This is a genomic window from Leclercia adecarboxylata, from assembly GCF_006874705.1.
In the GTDB taxonomy this organism is placed as follows: domain Bacteria; phylum Pseudomonadota; class Gammaproteobacteria; order Enterobacterales; family Enterobacteriaceae; genus Enterobacter; species Enterobacter adecarboxylatus_C.
This window is the reverse complement of sequence record NZ_CP035382.1, coordinates 2,233,009-2,249,141: the sequence shown is the minus strand read 5'-3', so window position 1 is coordinate 2,249,141 and position 16,133 is coordinate 2,233,009. Positions and strand designations below refer to the sequence as shown.

The window sequence follows — 16,133 nt, the reverse complement described above, 5'->3', positions numbered from 1 at the left end:
GCATGATGACGACTAAACGCAAAGCCTATGTGCGGCCGATGCCGTCCACCTGGTGGAAAAATCTGCCGTTTTATCGCTTCTATATGCTGCGTGAAGGCACGGCGGTACCGGCGGTGTGGTTCAGCATCGAACTGATGTACGGCCTGTTTGCCCTTAAGCATGGTCCGGAAACCTGGGCCGGTTTTGTCGGGTTCCTGCAGAACCCGATAGTGGTGATCCTGAATATCATCGTGCTGGCGGCAGCGCTGTTGCATACCAAAACCTGGTTTGAGCTGGCGCCGAAAGCAGCAAATATTATCGTCAAAAATGAAAAACTGGGGCCAGAGCCGATCATTAAAGGACTCTGGGTGGTGACTGCGGTCGTGACCGTGGTGATTCTTGGCGTAGCCCTGTTCTGGTAAGGAGACCACTGTGATTAATCCAACTCCAAAACGTTCTGACGAGCCCGTCTTCTGGGGGCTTTTTGGGGCAGGCGGCATGTGGTGCGCTATCATCGCGCCGGTCATTATTCTGCTGGTGGGCATTATGCTGCCGCTGGGGCTCTATCCCGGGGATGCCCTGAGCTACGAGCGGGTGCTGGCCTTTGCCCACAGTATTATTGGTCGGATATTTATCTTCCTGATGATTGTTCTGCCGCTGTGGTGTGGTCTGCACCGTATTCATCACGCCATGCACGACCTGAAGATCCACGTCCCTAACGGGAAATGGGTGTTCTACGGGCTGGCGGCCATCCTGAGCGTGGTCACGCTGGTTGCCGTGGTCTTTATGTAATCCTTCTCCGCTCTCCCGCCAGCCGGTGGGAGAGCAAAATTCCTGACAGGTTCTACACTTATCAAAAATCCTGTAAGGAAACGCCTATGCGCATCCTGCCCGTCATCGCCGCCGTTGCCGCTGCATTTCTGGTTGTTTCCTGTAGTGCCCCTACTCCGCCCCGGGGCGTGACTGTCGTCCGGCCCTTTAACGCCCAGCAATTCATGGGCTCCTGGTATGAAATTGCCCGTTTTGATCACCGCTTTGAACGTGGTCTACAAAAGGTGACGGCTCACTACAGCCTGATGAGCGATGGCGGTATTCAGGTTATCAACCGGGGCTACAACCCTGAGCGCGACATGTGGCAAAAAGTGACGGGAAAAGCGTACTTTACCGGCGCGTCTGACACCGCAGCGCTGAAAGTCTCTTTCATCGGTCCTTTTTATGGTGGCTATAACGTGATTGCGCTGGATAAAGATTACCAGCATGCGCTGGTGTGCGGGCCCAATCGTGACTACCTGTGGATCCTCTCCCGCACACCGACGATTTCAGATGAGATGAAACAGAGGCTACTGAATTCTGCCACCCGTCAGGGATTTGATATCAGCCAGTTGGTCTGGATTGAACAACCCCATTAGTGGGTGCTGAGCTTCAGCCCAATAATACCGGCAACAATCAATGCGAGGCTGGCAATACGCGCCAGGCTCGCTGACTCACCCAGCAGTAAAATCCCGGTAATGGCCGCACCTACCGCGCCAATCCCCGTCCATACTGCATACGCCGTTCCCACGGGCAGCGAGCGCATAGCCCAGGAGAGCAGCACGATACTGACGATCATGGCGGAAACGGTAATGATGCTGGGCGTGAGTCGCGTAAAGCCGTGGGTATATTTCAGACCAATGGCCCATACCACTTCGAGCAAACCGGCAATAAAAAGAATAATCCAGGACATAAAGGCTCCTTAACTTAAATAACAGTCTGGGGCCGTCCCCGATGAGAGAAGCGCTTACAGGTCGTCCTGCAAGGCGGGTGAATCTCATATTTTGAAGAGCATGAATTCATTTTTCAACGTGTTTATTTCAGACATTAGTTGAGCGTTTGAAAGCGAGAAATAGACGTAATTAGCAGCGAAATTCACTCATTTATAACTCATCCGACTTCTTTATTATGGGACACTTCCTGATAGCAGGAAGCGACTACACTTTGCCGATTGCGAAAAACTAATGTTCAAAATTCTTTTGATTGACCGATGTCATTACACCCGCACGGGCCTGGAAATGTGGATCAATCATTCAGGGCTGTTTCCTTCCCCTGTGTTGGTGACAGGCCTCAACAATCTCTTTCTTGCCAGAGAGCATATTCTGCAGTGGAAGCCGACGCTGGTGATTGCAGATTTGCAGGGGTTTACGTCAGACCTTCAGCACATCCATCAGCTCTCATCCGTAATGAATGCCAGTGAAACCGCGCCTTTTGTTTTGCTGCATTCAGAGGAACAACCTGAAATGTCTGCATTTATGAACGCCTTTCCCCTGTGGGCATCGTTGGCCAAAACGACCCCACTGGAGGTACTGGCGCAGACAATTAATAAGGCGCTAGCATCCCAGGAAAGCAGTGAACCTGCATCGGCAGCATCGCCATTGTTGACGCGTCAGGAAGAGAAAGTGTTAACGCTGTGGATGGAGGGTGCCAGCAATCAGAAAATTGCCTGCAAACTGAGCATTCATGGGAAAACGGTATACACCTACAAGCGCAATATTCGAATGAAACTACACATGGATACACGGTATTCACCGTTTCTGTCACTGCCCTGAGCGGTAAACTGAGGGTACGGAGACGTATTAAGCCCCGTACCGCCCAAAATTACTGCTGTGCTTTAGTTGCCGCACCAGAGATCGCGCTGCCGCCAGAGGAGATATCTTCACCAACGCCGCGAGTGGTATTACAGGCAGTTAATACTGATGAAAGCACCAGGACAGAAAAGATCGCTACACATGTTTTCTTAAGCATAATGTCTTCCTTTTTTAGGCAAAGTTATTGTGTACAGCCACATAAGCATAGCCAGGATCCCGGCGAGTGACGGAAAAGGAAGCATTTTTAGGAAAAGTAGAAGATATCAGGAGGCGGCGTGCGAAATAGCATGACCCAGGCTTTTAATGTCTTCCCCGACACCACGGGCCGTGTTGCATCCGGTGAGAAGAGAGCCAGCAAGAACCATCAGCAGTAAGATTTTGATTGTGCGCGGCATCGTCCATGAACCTTTTATCGATCGATAAGGCGCAGCAAAACGCTGCGCCTTCCATCCCGAGATGAATTACTTCACGCGAGAAACGTACTCACCAGAGCGGGTATCCACTTTGATGATTTCGCCAGTCTGAACGAACAGTGGAACTTTAACCACTGCACCGGTGGACAGCTTGGCTGGCTTGCCGCCAGTACCTGCGGTGTCGCCTTTCAGACCTGGATCGGTTTCAACGATTTCCAGTTCAACGAAGTTTGGCGGGGTCACAGCGATAGGCTGGCCGTTCCACAGGGTTACGATGCACTCAGCCTGATCCAGCAGCCATTTAGCGCTGTCACCAACGGCTTTCTCGTCAGCAGACAGCTGCTCGAAAGTGGAGTTGTTCATGAAGTGGTAGAATTCACCGTCGTTGTAGAGGTAAGTCAGGTTCATATCAACAACGTCTGCGCCTTCAGCGGAGTCGGTGGATTTGAAGGTTTTCTCTACACGGGTACCGGTCAGCAGGCGGCGCAGCTTAACGCGTGCGAATGCCTGACCTTTACCTGGTTTAACGAATTCGCTGGCTTCAACCGCGTACGGTTCGCCGTCCATCATGATTTTAAGACCGGCACGAAAATCGTTGCTATAGTAAGTCGCCATAAGGCCCTCTGAAATTGTTAACTGGTAGCTAAGCCACAAAATGGCGCATATTGTAACCCTAAACACCCCATCCAGAGAAGATTGGTTATTGCAACTTGCTGATGTAATCACCAGTCCTGATGAACTGCTGCGTCTTTTAAACCTGAACGCAGATGAAAACCTCCTTGCCGGACGTGAAGCGAAACGCCTGTTTGCGCTACGTGTTCCACGTGCTTTTGTTGCACGAATGGAGAAAGGCAACCCTGACGATCCTCTGTTAAAACAGGTTCTTACGTCGCAGGATGAGTTTGTCGCTGCCCCCGGGTTCAGCACCGATCCCCTTGAAGAGCAAAACAGCGTGGTGCCCGGTCTATTGCATAAGTACCGCAATCGCGCATTGTTATTGGTTAAGGGCGGTTGTGCGGTAAATTGCCGTTACTGTTTTCGTCGTCACTTCCCTTATGCCGACAATCAGGGGAACAAACGTAACTGGCAGGCTGCTCTCGACTATATTGCTGCCCACACCGAGCTCGATGAGATCATCTTCTCGGGTGGCGATCCGCTGATGGCGAAAGATCATGAGCTGGACTGGCTTATCACTCAGCTGGAAGCGATCCCGCATATAAAGCGGTTACGTATCCATAGTCGTTTACCGATTGTGATTCCGGCAAGGATCACCGATGAGCTGAGCGCCAGACTGGCACGCTCATCGCTGCAAATCCTGCTGGTGAACCATATCAATCACGCTAATGAAATTGATGATAGCTTCCGGGCGGCAATGAAATACCTGCGTCAGGCTGGCGTAACACTGCTCAACCAAAGCGTCCTGCTACGTGGCGTTAACGACAATGCTACGACACTGGCCGATCTGAGCAACGCGCTGTTTGATGCAGGCGTGATGCCCTACTACATCCACGTGCTGGATAAAGTACAGGGCGCTGCTCACTTTATGGTCGGTGATGAGGAAGCCCGCGCCATTATGCGTGAGCTACTGACCCTCGTTTCTGGGTATATGGTACCGAAACTGGCGCGTGAGATCGGTGGCGAACCGAGTAAGACGCCGCTGGATTTGGGGCTGAAGCAGTGCTGAAGAAAAACTTGTCTGGCCTGCCAACCAGACAAGTATCAATACAGACTATATTTAAGCGGCGGTAGTCAATATTTCATGAATTAGAAATAATTAATAATAAAACTCATAACATCAACAATGATTAACGCTGCAAGAATCATTTTAACCCACGCAGGGATATAGGTTGCCTTTAAGGAGGACGGTTGAACATGTTCAAGTAAGCTGTTAAAAGGTGCCCCTAAATTTTTACGAAAACCTATTTTATTTTCTGTGTTGTCAGCTATAGATGGAGGGTTTGTTGATGAATATTGTGAATTAATTACTGGTAAATCTAATTCTTCTTCGAGCCGTTCAATTTTAGTATCTGTCGAAATAGTAAAACCCTTGCGCCTGACGGTAATGATAATCTCAACACTGAGCCCAGCTTTTTTTAAAGATTTACGTAATAAAGAAATATTTTGGTAAAACGTATTTTGTGAAACAACAATACCTCTGGCATTCCAGACTTGCAAAAGGAAGTCCTCTCTTGAAACGACGCGGCCTTGACACTCCAGCAAAAGCTGTAAACAACGAGCCGTAGGCACATTCAGTATTATGTTCTCACTTGATTCAATAGTAACAGACTTCACCTCACAAGAATTCATATCAAATATAACTTCACTGTTAATAATAAATTTATTGTATTTCATAATCCGTCAGCCTTCCTTGTACTGTCGAAAATTATTAATCAGCATCCACTTTTTATTCAGCGCCCTGATGAACGAACGATAACATGTTCACAACTGCCTACTTAATAAAAGAAGAAGTGCATAAGAGATCACGGCTTTAACTAAGCAATACATATTCAAGCAAAGCAGCCGGAACTTCGACTCATGGTTGGTACTTAAAATAGAATAAAATGATATAAAATTCAAATTCAGGAAAACTGGATTGACCATGATAACATTCATAAAAAAAATGAAGAAAGTATTGCAATGACATCAGAGCGCGTAAATGAGTCTAAAGCATGTCAAATATCAATAAAAACCACCATAAAGAAATTAAAAGCATTTTTAAAATCAATAAATAGATAAATTAAATAGACATTATCTGAATCGCATCCATAACAAATACCAGAGTAAATTCAGAATTAATAAATAATTCAATTCTATACAATCATCTCAACCCATACAAATATCTTATTACTAAAAGTGAAAGCGATATAATGAAGTAAAAATTCACATGACTCATTAGCCCCTCCCCCATTACACTCTTTCCCGCTAGTCTATTGAGGATGACCATACAACTCTAATTGGCGATCTTCTGGATTAAGCGCAACAATAGAGAAGATGCATTACGTTTATTGCTACTTAATATATCAAAATGCATTTTCCTATTAGGACTAGTTTTAATAATATGGATTAATCAAATGAATAAAACAATTTTAGCTGTAATCGCGGCTGCTTCAGTAGCGATGAGCGCACAGGCTATGGCTGTTAACACTGCTGAAGTAACTGTTATGGGTGAAGTAAATGACGCAGCAACATCCTGTGTTATTAAACCAACAGGTACTTTAAATAATGGCATCGTTCGTCTGACGACTATTACTACCTCTGAAGCAAATGGCCAGAGTGAAGGCGCTCTCTTTAAATCTCAGGATTTCGGCTTCGAAGTATCCGACTGCGCGAAAGGTAGCACCAACGCAGCCAAAGTAAACTCGCTTACAGTTGCCGTAACAGGTACCACTAATTCCAACCCTGACATTCTGGTAAACACTGCAGATAATGGCGCACAAGGAATCGGCATTGGTATCGCCAAAAAGGATGATAACTCACGTCTGACTTTTGACGGCTCAAAAACAATGACTGAAACTTATAAACCAGATGAAACGTCAACTCTGAAGTACACTGCTGGTTACGTAAAAATTAATAAGGACACAACAGTAACTGAGGGTCCAGTAAAAGGCGTTGCTACCTTCACTATTGATTATACCGTCTCCAACTAATAATTCCCTTGGGCTCGCCAGACGAGCCCATTTATTACCCCTGAGAAATAATCATGTTGAAATTCATTATCAATACATTGGTTTTACACTCAATTTTTTTATGCAGCTTCTCATATGCTGGCATTGTAATAGAATCAACCCGCTATCTTTATAAAGAAGGAACACGTGAAATTTCTGCTCAGGTTGAAAACAAGGATGAGATGCCATATTTAATTAAATCCTGGGTGGAGTCAGCGGAGGGGCAAGCACCATCATTTTTAGCTACGCCACCTCTGTTTCGCCTTGAAGCAAAACAAAAAAATACCTTAAGGTTATTTGCAACACCGAATATCAAGGTGCCTTTAGATCGTGAGTCTATTTTTTTCTTTAACATTATGGCTGTGCCACCAACTGACGATTCATATGCTAATAGCAATACAATACAATACAATACAATACAATACAATACAACTTGCTGTTCGCCATCGCATGCGCCTGATTTATAGGCCAAAAGCATTGTCCAGCATGTCAAATATTGAGGAAGCAAAAAAAATAGAATGGAGAAAAGTTACAGGGAAAATCATAGTTAAAAACCCAACGCCTTTTTTTTATTACTTTAACACAGTACAACTTGGAAACAAAAATATAACGCAAGATGTAGGTTCAATAGCACCTTTTGCTTCAAAAGAAATAACATTAAAGAAAGAGCAAAACGATCCGACAAAAATCACATGGCGAATAGTTAATGATTATGGCGGAGCAGGTACATTTTACTCAATGTCTTTATAAATGCATTAACATAAGGATATGCATATGCAAACTAAAAAATATTTTAATACTTCAATATTATGCATGGCTATAATTTCCGCATTACTATCCGAAAAAAATGATGCATATGCGAGAGAATATTTTGATCCTTCTTTTATCAATTCCGTGAATGGAAACGCTGATTCTCCCCCACCAGATTTAAGCATGTTCGAAAGCAAAAATGCCCAAGCCCCGGGAGAATATCGCGTTGATATTATGTTAAACGGCCGCTATATTGAAACAAAAAACATCAAATTTGTAATTGATGACAGCGATTCAACTAATAATAGCGGAAATCTAAAACCTTGTCTAAATATAAATTTGCTGAGCCAATATGGCGTCAAAATAAAATCATTCCCTGGGCTAATCGAGGATGCGAAAGGTTGCGCCAATCTTAACGCCATCCCTGAAGCTCAAATTAATTTTGATTTTAGCTCACAACGTCTGATTATTTCAATACCTCAGGCAGCAATGGTAGTTAATGCGCAAGGATACATTCCGCCAGAGCAGTTTGATGATGGGATCAATGCCCTAATGATGAACTACCAATTCAGTAGCGCTCAAGACTCTCAATCTAATGATGAACATTATAATTTGAATCTTCAGAGCGGGGTAAACTTTGGTGCCTGGCGCATACGAAACTATAGCACCTGGAATAAAAATAATGGAGACTCATCGAAATGGGACTCAGTTTATTTATATATGCAACGTAGTATCAGGACGATAAATAGTAATGTTATATTTGGAGAAAGTTCTTCGCTATCCTCTATTTTCGATAGCGTACCTTTTACGGGTATACAAGTGGCAACAGATACTACCATGCTTCCTGAAAGCATGCGTGGTTATGCACCAGTCATCCGCGGTATTGCTAAAACGAATGCCCGGGTTGTAATTAAGCAGAACGATTATCAGGTATATCAGACATATGTAGCGCCAGGTGCGTTTGAAATAACGGATATGTACCCTAGCGGTGGTAGCGGTGACTTATACGTTACGGTTGAAGAGTCTGATGGAACAACTCAAGAATTTGTTGTTCCTTTTGCAACACTGCCGGTAATGGTCAGAGAAAACTATTTTGAATATGAGGTTACATCAGGTAAATACCGACCTTATGATGGTAACGTTGATGAACAGCCATTCACTCAGGCAACAGCAACTTACGGTGTTTCAACTAACGCTACAGTTTATGGCGGCATACAAGGAGCGTCCCATTATCAAGCGTTGTCTGCAGGGCTAGGATATAATCTTGGTGAATGGGGCGCAATGTCCTTAGATGTGACACATGCCTGGTCGAAAAAACAGGAGCAAGATAAACAATCGGGGCAATCATGGCGTATACGTTATGGGAAAAATATACTGCAAACTGGGACTAATGTAACTATTGCAGGCTACCGCTATTCAACAAAAGGATTTAATACTTTAACTGAGGTTTTAGATACTTATTCAGATGATAGTGATGGCATCAACTATTCAAGCTATTCCTTAAAAAATAGAACCAATCTCATCTTAAATCAAAGCCTCGGTAAAGATTTAGGAAGTTTGTCAATTAGCGGCATAATTGAAGATTATTGGGACAATCAAAGAACCAATAAATCTATTAGTGTAGGCTATAACGGGGGCTGGAGAGGCATTAACTATTATTTAGGTTATAGTTATAATCGTTATACGTGGGATTCGAAAGGTTCAAGCCGTGAAGCCAGGGATGATCAACGTATATCTCTGACAGTTACAGTTCCTTTCAGCAATTGGCTAACGCATTCATATGCAAGTTATCAAGTTGTGAACACTAATCCAGGCTCAACGGATCAATTTATCACATTAGGAGGGTCTGGACTCGAGAATGACAAATTAGACTGGAGTATTCAGCAAGGTTATGGCAATCGCGAGCATTACAGTGGCAATGTTCGGGCAACTTATGATGATTCTTTTGGCACTGTTAATGCTGGCTATGGCTATGATAAAGATAGTCGTCGTCTGGATTATGGCTTAAGCGGAAGTATTATCGCTCACGCTGATGGTATTACGCTTGGTCAGAGCATCAATGATTCAGCCGTATTAATTAAGGCCCCTGGTCTGAGCCATGTTCAACTAAGTACTGATAATACAATAGAAACCGACTATCGTGGCTACGCAGTTGTTCCATATGTAACCCCTTATCGCAGAACTGATATTACCCTCGATTCAACTTCACTTGGTGATGAAATGGAATTACCAGAAACAACGAAGCAGGTTATACCTACACGTGGAGCAATTGTTCGGGCAAATTACGCAGGTAATATTGGTAAAAGAGCTTTTGCGATACTTAAAACAACTGATGGCAAATATGTACCATATGGAGCAACTGTGACCTATCAAACTAATGAACGGAACCAAACCAGCATTGTTTCGGATGCTGGAATGGTATACCTATCAGGTCTACAGGATAATGGTATTATCACTGTGCAATGGGGTAACCAACCTGAGCAAAAATGTACAGCGAAATATAACTTGAGTGGTGTGAATGGAAGTATTTTGCAAACGACAGCGGTGTGCATTTAAACAGGGAAAATTCGGAATGAAAAGATTTGCCATTTTATTAGGGTTATTATTCAGCTTCCAGGTAACAGCAAACTGTACTTACGGCGGGTCGATACAAACGATCAACTTTCCGATGCCATCCAAAATTCTTGCGGATGATTCAATACCAGCGGGAACAGTGTTAGCAGTCCAAACCTATGGCGGCAATGTTTCAGGAATGAGGACTACTTCTAACTGTGCCGCAACGGATGTCTATGCGGTGGAGGCATCCCCTTCTGTAAGCCCTGCTCCGGGTGTAACAGGCATTCAAGGTAAACCCGTGTACGAAACAGGTATCAAAGGTATTGGTTTTCAAATCTCCGATGCAACAACAGGTAATAACTATCGGCCAGTCCCAGCCGAATTTGGTACAGTTCCAATAATTAATGGTGGAACTTCCAAAACAGAACAGATAACTGTTTGGTTGATCAAAACTAAAGATCCTATTGATACAAGCATTGCAGGCCCGATACTAATAGATGTAACTTATCGTGCAGGTACTCCTAAGCAAATTCAAACTAAGACACGAGATGCATTACTGTTGCAGGTATATTTAAAGCTCGGGGCTTTTAACTATCGACAAACGAGTTGTAATATCTCCCCTGGGAAAAGTGTCATTAATTTACCTAAAATTGAGTTGTCTGAACTTATCAAAGCAGGTAAAGCTATGACAGCTAAAAAGCAAGCAATTAATCTAAGCATTAACTGCCCGGCAACCTCTTCTGGAGCTAAACATATTTACTGGTTCAACCCGATAACGATGTCTTCATCGACAACCAATGGAGTGTTGTTGAATTCAGTTTCACCGCCAATTGGCGCAGAAAATGTTGGTTTCATGATTAGAGACAAAGACTCCAATCCAATAAAATTTTATAACTATAAGGCATATAGCTTTGTAAGCACAGCCACCACCCAATCAATTAATCTCACCGCAGATTACTATATTACTGGTAGTTCTCCAAAACCAGGAAAAGTAAATGCTATATTCGAGGTTATTGTTCAAGAGGAATGATCAGAGACACGCCATAGCTTCCTACTCTTGAGAGCTATGGCGTACACTATCTCCAGAATCAAAGTTAAAGCCCTGCGAATCGTACTCTAACTCGATAGAATGAAAGCTTCGTCAACTCTTCATTGTAATATTTTTTACATCTATATTTGAACCTTTAAGATTTATAGAATCAGTCAATGCTTTATATCTTTGTATCTTCACTTCTGATTTTACTACCGAAGAACTTATTGCAAACAACCATTGATACGTACATGAATGAGGCTCATTACCATTTAATTTATACATGAACAGTTTAAAACATTAGTGAATTATTCAGCATTAGATTGATTCAAATTTTTCTGTGTATATAGAATAGCTCCCGGTATGTTAGTTATGCTCTAACGACCTTGATTTCAATTATTAACGAAGCCAGCATTAGCAAAAATATAGTTGCATAATGTTTATCAACAGATAAAGGGAATGAAAATGAAAGAATTAACCATTTTTGAAATGAATGAAGTATCTGGCGCAGGCATCAAACAAATTCTTGATGGTAGCCAGAATGTTCTGCAAGGTTTGGCAGATGCTGTACTTGGCGGGGCTCTGGGTCTTGTAGCTTATGCAATGCCAGGCGCACTGCAAGGTGGCCTGACTTCCCAAGGACCTAATGCGGGTATTTTTGGTATAGGGGCTATCGCGCTTTTAGTTGCTACCACCTGGGGCTGCATCCAAGGGGGGATACTGGGTATTATTAATGGTGCATACTTTGGTTCCGAACATTCAGCTAATGTTGCAAATCAGTTTTTTGAAGGCGTTCTGAATGGCACTGGCGGTGGTTACAAACCAAACTAAACAGTAACATAAAGGTTATAAGAAATATTACTCTTAATTTCTGTAACAATTTTACTTTAAAATATCATAAAATAAATCAGTATATTTTAACTGTTTTTATTTTAATCAAGGAAGAAATAAAATGAAAGAATTATCGTTAATCGAAATGAATGAAGTATCCGGTGCTGGTTTGAAGCAACTTATGGACGGTAGCCAAAACTTCTTTATGAGTATTGTAGATGGCGCTGTCGGTGGTATTCTTGGCTTTTCTAGCGCGGCTACAGCAGGTGCTCTTCAGGGTGCTCTTCAGGGTGCTCTTTCGTCTCAAGGAGCAACCGGAGGCATTCTGGGCGTCGGCAACGTCTCTTTGATTGTTTCATCCATCTGGGGATTTATTCAGGGTGGACTTAGTGGTGCTATTTTAGGCGCTTATAATGGTGCTGCATGGGCTGAACAGATGGCTCTCTCTGTCGTTGATAGCGTTCTGAACGGTACTGGCGGAGGTTTTAAACCGAATGCTCCTAGCTATTTGTAATTAAAAGCTAAGCCAGATAATGATGATAACTCGAAAATCGGTATTTAGTAAATCTAAATTGCTATTTTCTTTTTAGTTAGCATATATTATTTAGCGATAAGCAGATGATGAGCATTTGCTGAATAAATATTTAAGCGTCATTTAATTCGATAATATAAAGGATTTTATGGCGCTTTATTTTTATTTTGTCTGTAATAGTATTAATATGCATATTATTTATTAGCACAATAATTACTATAATATCAATGAATCAAATGATGCCGTGATATTTTCGCTAAAACAAGATAATGTTATATTTCTAACCTGTATTAGCTTATCTTTAAAACCATTCGAGATTAATAAAGTGATTTAAATGGCAAACAATTTATATAGAAAGGAAGCTATTGAATATAAAAAGAGTCACTGGAAGGGGAAAGCGTTGCTTTTGGCGGGAATTCCCACCTGGATTGTAACTCTACTCTCGCTAGTTTTTTTTATATCACTGATTTTAACACTACGTTTTTGTAGCTATACCCAACGCATTGATGTTCGTGGGGAGGTCATCACAGTCCCACATTCAATTAATGTATTTTCCCCACAACAAGGTTTTATACTTAATAAATATATCAATGTAGGAAGCATTGTTGAAAAAGGAACCCCCCTTTATGAGATTGATGTATCGAGGAATACGACAGTAGGTAATGTCTCCGATACTATGAATGAAGTATTTAGTCAAAAAATCGCTAATGCCGAAAAAATCATTCAGAAAACGCTTCAAAGCAAACAAGAGACGTTAGATGTATTGAATAAGCAAATTCATCGGCATAAGGTTTCACTGAAAGAAACTAATAAAATGCTCGCTGATACAAATGTAGGGTTAGCTAAAATGAAAGAGAATTTAAGCAGCTATGATACGTATTTGAAAAAAGGCTTAATTACTAAGGATCAATACAATTATCAACATTCTCTTTACTTTCAGCAGCAAAGTACTTATCAGTCACTTGTCAGTCAAAAGATGCAACAAGAGTCACAATTGAATCAATTAGAAAGCGACTTGGTAACCAAGGCAGGTGATTTTGATAATCAAATCACCAGCCAAGAAAATTTTATTAATGATTATAAAAATCAAAAATTAGAATCAAATGCAAATGGTACCATAGTAATCAAAGCTACCGCAGATGGGAAGATTGAATCAATAGCAGCTACAGTAGGCCAAATGATTGATAGAGGAAGCAGTTTGGCTCAAATTAAGCCTACAGGTAATGTGGAATATTTTTTGGTACTATGGCTGCCTAACAATAGTATTCCTTATGTTAAAAAGGGAGATATTGTAAATATACGCTATGATGCTTTTCCTTCAGACAAATTTGGTCAATTCCCTGGTGAAATAGTCTCGATATCAACGATCCCTTCATCAAGGCAAGAAATGAATGAATATACAAACATTTCTAATGGAACCAACCAGCAAGAATTAGCTCTTTATAAGACCATAATAAAAATAAAAAACACAGGTTTTATTTATAACAATAAGAAATTATATTTAACAAACGGATTAAAGGCTCAAGCCATTGTATTTCTTGAGAAGCGGCCTTTATACATGTGGATGTTTACTCCTTTTTATAATATCGCTCAAAGTGTAAGAGGCCCGATCAGTGACTAACACGTTATTTGACAATATCACGAAAAGATTAAATTTTTCATTTTTTAAGAAAACACCTGTAATTTTACAATCTGAAGCAACTGAATGTGGTATCGCGTGTCTTGCCATGGTTTGCGGATATTATGGGCTTGAAATCGACCTGTTTAATTTCCGTTCTCGCTATGGCAGTCCAGCGCAGGGCGTAACGCTTCTTTCATTGAGCAAAACGGCTACCCATGCTGGATTGCAATCGCGGGCATTATCATTAGATCTCGATGAGATTAACCAGCTAAAATTACCTTGTGTTCTTCATTGGGATATGAATCATTATGTTGTATTAACTAAAGTTCGTAAATCTAGCTTTGTTATTCATGATCCATCTCTTGGTAAGCGTATTATCGGCATTCAGGAGATGTCAAATAACTTTTCTGGGGTGGCGTTAGAATTATGGCCTACCCAAAATTTCCAGCAGGAAAAACTGAAAACGCGCTTGCGTTTACTGGATTTAATGCGGAATATTGTTGGGCTTAAAAGCACGTTACTAAAGATATTCGCTTTTTCGGTAGTTATCGAAGCTATCGGCTTGTTACTACCAATTGGCACGCAGTTAGTTACAGACCATGTAATTATGGCACATGACCAAAGCCTGCTCGCTGTTATCTGTATAGGTTTGGTCGCTTTTACACTATTTAGTTCTTTTATTAGCATGCTCAGGGCATGGACGTCGTTGACGCTTAATACTTTAACTAATATTCAATGGAAAACAACTTTATTCGACCATTTAAGTAGTTTACCACTTTCTTATTTTGAAAAAAGGCATTTAGGCGATATTCAATCCCGATTTTCATCTCTGGATACGATTCGCTCAACGTTCACCAATAGTATTGTTTCTGGAATCATAAACACAATAATGACGATCGGACTACTCATTATGTTATTCCTGTATGGTGGATGGCTGAGTTGGGTCGTAATAGGATTTACGTTATGTTATGCAATTATGCGACTCGCTACCTATCGCTTTTACCGCCGTGTTTCAGAAGAACAGGTCATAAAGGGCGCACGTTCCAGTTCTCACTTTATGGAATCGCTATATGGCATTTCAACAATTAAGGCATTGAATTTAAAAGAACGCCGTTCAAAACACTGGCTTAATATTAATATTGAAGCCTGTAATGCTGGTATAAAACAGACAAGATTTGATATGATGTTTGGTGGGATAAACACATTAATTTCATCAATTGATCAAGTTGCTATACTATGGCTTGGGGCCCTTATGGTCGTTGATAATAAAATGACACTTGGTATGTTTATGGCGTTTAATGCCTATCGTGGTCAGTTTTCTCAACGCGCATCAAGCCTTGTCGATCTATTTATGCAGTTAAGAATGTTATCTCTTCATAATGAGAGGATTTCCGAAATTGTTTTCAGTGAGCCTGAAGCGGAACTACCATCACGCCGCGTTTTTGAAGAAAATGTTGGTATAAAACTTGAAGTCGATAATATTAGTTATCAATATGATCCATTCTCACAGCCTGTTTTTGCAAATTTATCATTAACTGTGTCGCCAGGCGAGTCAGTTGCGTTAATTGGGCCTTCAGGAGTAGGAAAAACCACATTACTGAAAGTGATGTGTGGGTTACTTTCGCCAACAACAGGTAAAGTGCTGGCTGATAACCTTGACATTACCAAGATTGGTTTAAACAATTTCCGACAAAGTGCTGTATGTGTTCTCCAGGAAGACAGGCTCTTCTCAGGTTCTATCTTCGAGAATATTTGTGGTTTTGAGGATAATGGCGATCAAGATTTTGTTATTGAATGCGCGCGGCGTAGTAATATCCACGACGAAATAATGAAGATGCCGATGGGTTACGAAACAATTATTGGTGAGCTTGGCTTGGGCATTTCTGGAGGCCAAAAACAACGTTTGCTGATTGCTCGCGCATTATATCGCAAACCAAGTATATTATTTATGGATGAAGCAACCAGTCATCTTGATTTAGCTAATGAATCATATATTAATAAATCCATTTCAGATTTAAGCATTACCCGTATAATTGTTGCTCATCGACCCTCTACTATTGCATCTGCAGATCGCATCATTGATTTGTCAGTGTATGCAAAGCAAGCTTAATATTGAAATACCGAAAAGGAATTCA

The 16,133-nt window shown here is 41.7% G+C and carries 17 protein-coding genes and 1 pseudogene; 13 read left to right on the top strand and 5 right to left on the bottom strand.

All coding sequences use genetic code 11. The annotated features are described in order from the left end of the window. The first annotated feature begins 5 nt into the window (after window positions 1-5). From frdC to blc, 3 genes are all read left to right on the top strand, one after another. On the top strand, window positions 6-401 hold the full coding sequence (frdC, locus tag ES815_RS11715; protein ID WP_039028427.1) for a fumarate reductase subunit FrdC: 396 nt from the start codon (window positions 6-8) through the stop codon (window positions 399-401). A 10-nt stretch (window positions 402-411) separates the two neighbouring features. Further along, entirely contained in the window at window positions 412-771 is a 360-nt protein-coding gene (gene frdD / locus ES815_RS11710; protein WP_142487941.1) for a fumarate reductase subunit FrdD, read from the top strand. Between the two features lie 86 nt (window positions 772-857). Next, the gene (gene blc, locus ES815_RS11705) at window positions 858-1,388 is read left to right on the top strand and encodes an outer membrane lipoprotein Blc (RefSeq protein ID WP_142487940.1); all 531 of its coding nucleotides are present in this window, start codon (window positions 858-860) and stop codon (window positions 1,386-1,388) included. On the opposite strand, the gene sugE is transcribed toward blc, so the two are convergent. Continuing rightward, on the bottom strand, window positions 1,385-1,702 hold the full coding sequence (gene sugE, locus ES815_RS11700; protein WP_032616159.1) for a quaternary ammonium compound efflux SMR transporter SugE: 318 nt from the start codon (window positions 1,700-1,702) through the stop codon (window positions 1,385-1,387). The genes blc and sugE overlap by 4 nt on opposite strands. Window positions 1,703-1,973: 271 nt before the next feature. Here sugE and ES815_RS11695 point away from each other — a divergent pair, with 271 nt between their 5' ends. Next, entirely contained in the window at window positions 1,974-2,561 is a 588-nt protein-coding gene (locus tag ES815_RS11695) for a helix-turn-helix transcriptional regulator (protein ID WP_142487939.1), read from the top strand. Window positions 2,562-2,610: 49 nt separating this feature from the next. Here the strand turns inward: ES815_RS11695 and ecnB are convergent, their stop codons facing one another. The 3 genes from ecnB to efp all read right to left on the bottom strand — a co-directional run bounded on the left by ecnB (window position 2,611) and on the right by efp (window position 3,628). Next, on the bottom strand, window positions 2,611-2,757 hold the full coding sequence (ecnB, locus tag ES815_RS11690) for a lipoprotein toxin entericidin B (protein ID WP_142487938.1): 147 nt from the start codon (window positions 2,755-2,757) through the stop codon (window positions 2,611-2,613). Between the two features lie 106 nt (window positions 2,758-2,863). Beyond that, window positions 2,864-2,995 carry an entericidin A/B family lipoprotein gene (locus ES815_RS11685; protein WP_142487937.1) on the bottom strand — a complete coding sequence of 44 codons (132 nt, stop codon included), beginning with the start codon at window positions 2,993-2,995 and terminating at the stop codon, window positions 2,864-2,866. A gap of 66 nt (window positions 2,996-3,061) precedes the next feature. Beyond that, complete coding sequence (gene efp / locus ES815_RS11680) at window positions 3,062-3,628, bottom strand: elongation factor P (protein ID WP_032616155.1); 567 nt, start codon at window positions 3,626-3,628, stop codon at window positions 3,062-3,064. Between the two features lie 40 nt (window positions 3,629-3,668). On the opposite strand from efp, the gene epmB reads away from it, so the two are divergent. Then, window positions 3,669-4,697 carry an EF-P beta-lysylation protein EpmB gene (epmB, locus tag ES815_RS11675; protein WP_142487936.1) on the top strand — a complete coding sequence of 343 codons (1,029 nt, stop codon included), beginning with the start codon at window positions 3,669-3,671 and terminating at the stop codon, window positions 4,695-4,697. An 80-nt stretch (window positions 4,698-4,777) separates the two neighbouring features. On the opposite strand, the gene ES815_RS11670 is transcribed toward epmB, so the two are convergent. Then, complete coding sequence (locus ES815_RS11670) at window positions 4,778-5,365, bottom strand: transcriptional regulator (RefSeq protein WP_142487935.1); 588 nt, start codon at window positions 5,363-5,365, stop codon at window positions 4,778-4,780. Window positions 5,366-6,084: 719 nt separating this feature from the next. Here ES815_RS11670 and ES815_RS11665 point away from each other — a divergent pair. The 8 genes and pseudogenes from ES815_RS11665 (at window position 6,085) to ES815_RS11630 (ending at window position 16,108) form a co-directional block, all read left to right on the top strand. After that, window positions 6,085-6,660 (top strand): fimbrial protein, encoded by a 576-nt coding sequence (locus ES815_RS11665; RefSeq protein WP_142487934.1) that lies wholly within the window; start codon window positions 6,085-6,087, stop codon window positions 6,658-6,660. 53 nt (window positions 6,661-6,713) lie between these two features. Beyond that, window positions 6,714-7,428: pseudogene (locus ES815_RS11660) on the top strand (molecular chaperone). Window positions 7,429-7,446: 18 nt separating this feature from the next. Continuing rightward, window positions 7,447-9,984: a fimbria/pilus outer membrane usher protein gene (locus ES815_RS11655; protein ID WP_142487933.1), complete on the top strand. Its 2,538-nt coding sequence runs from the start codon at window positions 7,447-7,449 to the stop codon at window positions 9,982-9,984. A 16-nt stretch (window positions 9,985-10,000) separates the two neighbouring features. After that, window positions 10,001-11,014 (top strand): fimbrial protein, encoded by a 1,014-nt coding sequence (locus ES815_RS11650; RefSeq protein ID WP_185902402.1) that lies wholly within the window; start codon window positions 10,001-10,003, stop codon window positions 11,012-11,014. A gap of 465 nt (window positions 11,015-11,479) precedes the next feature. Beyond that, complete coding sequence (locus tag ES815_RS11645; protein ID WP_142487931.1) at window positions 11,480-11,845, top strand: hypothetical protein; 366 nt, start codon at window positions 11,480-11,482, stop codon at window positions 11,843-11,845. 121 nt (window positions 11,846-11,966) lie between these two features. After that, entirely contained in the window at window positions 11,967-12,359 is a 393-nt protein-coding gene (locus ES815_RS11640) for a hypothetical protein (RefSeq protein ID WP_142487930.1), read from the top strand. Window positions 12,360-12,711: 352 nt separating this feature from the next. Beyond that, on the top strand, window positions 12,712-13,998 hold the full coding sequence (locus ES815_RS11635; RefSeq protein ID WP_142487929.1) for an HlyD family secretion protein: 1,287 nt from the start codon (window positions 12,712-12,714) through the stop codon (window positions 13,996-13,998). Continuing rightward, window positions 13,991-16,108: a peptidase domain-containing ABC transporter gene (locus tag ES815_RS11630; RefSeq protein WP_142487928.1), complete on the top strand. Its 2,118-nt coding sequence runs from the start codon at window positions 13,991-13,993 to the stop codon at window positions 16,106-16,108. Before ES815_RS11635 ends, ES815_RS11630 begins: the two co-directional genes overlap by 8 nt. Window positions 16,109-16,133 lie beyond the last annotated feature (25 nt).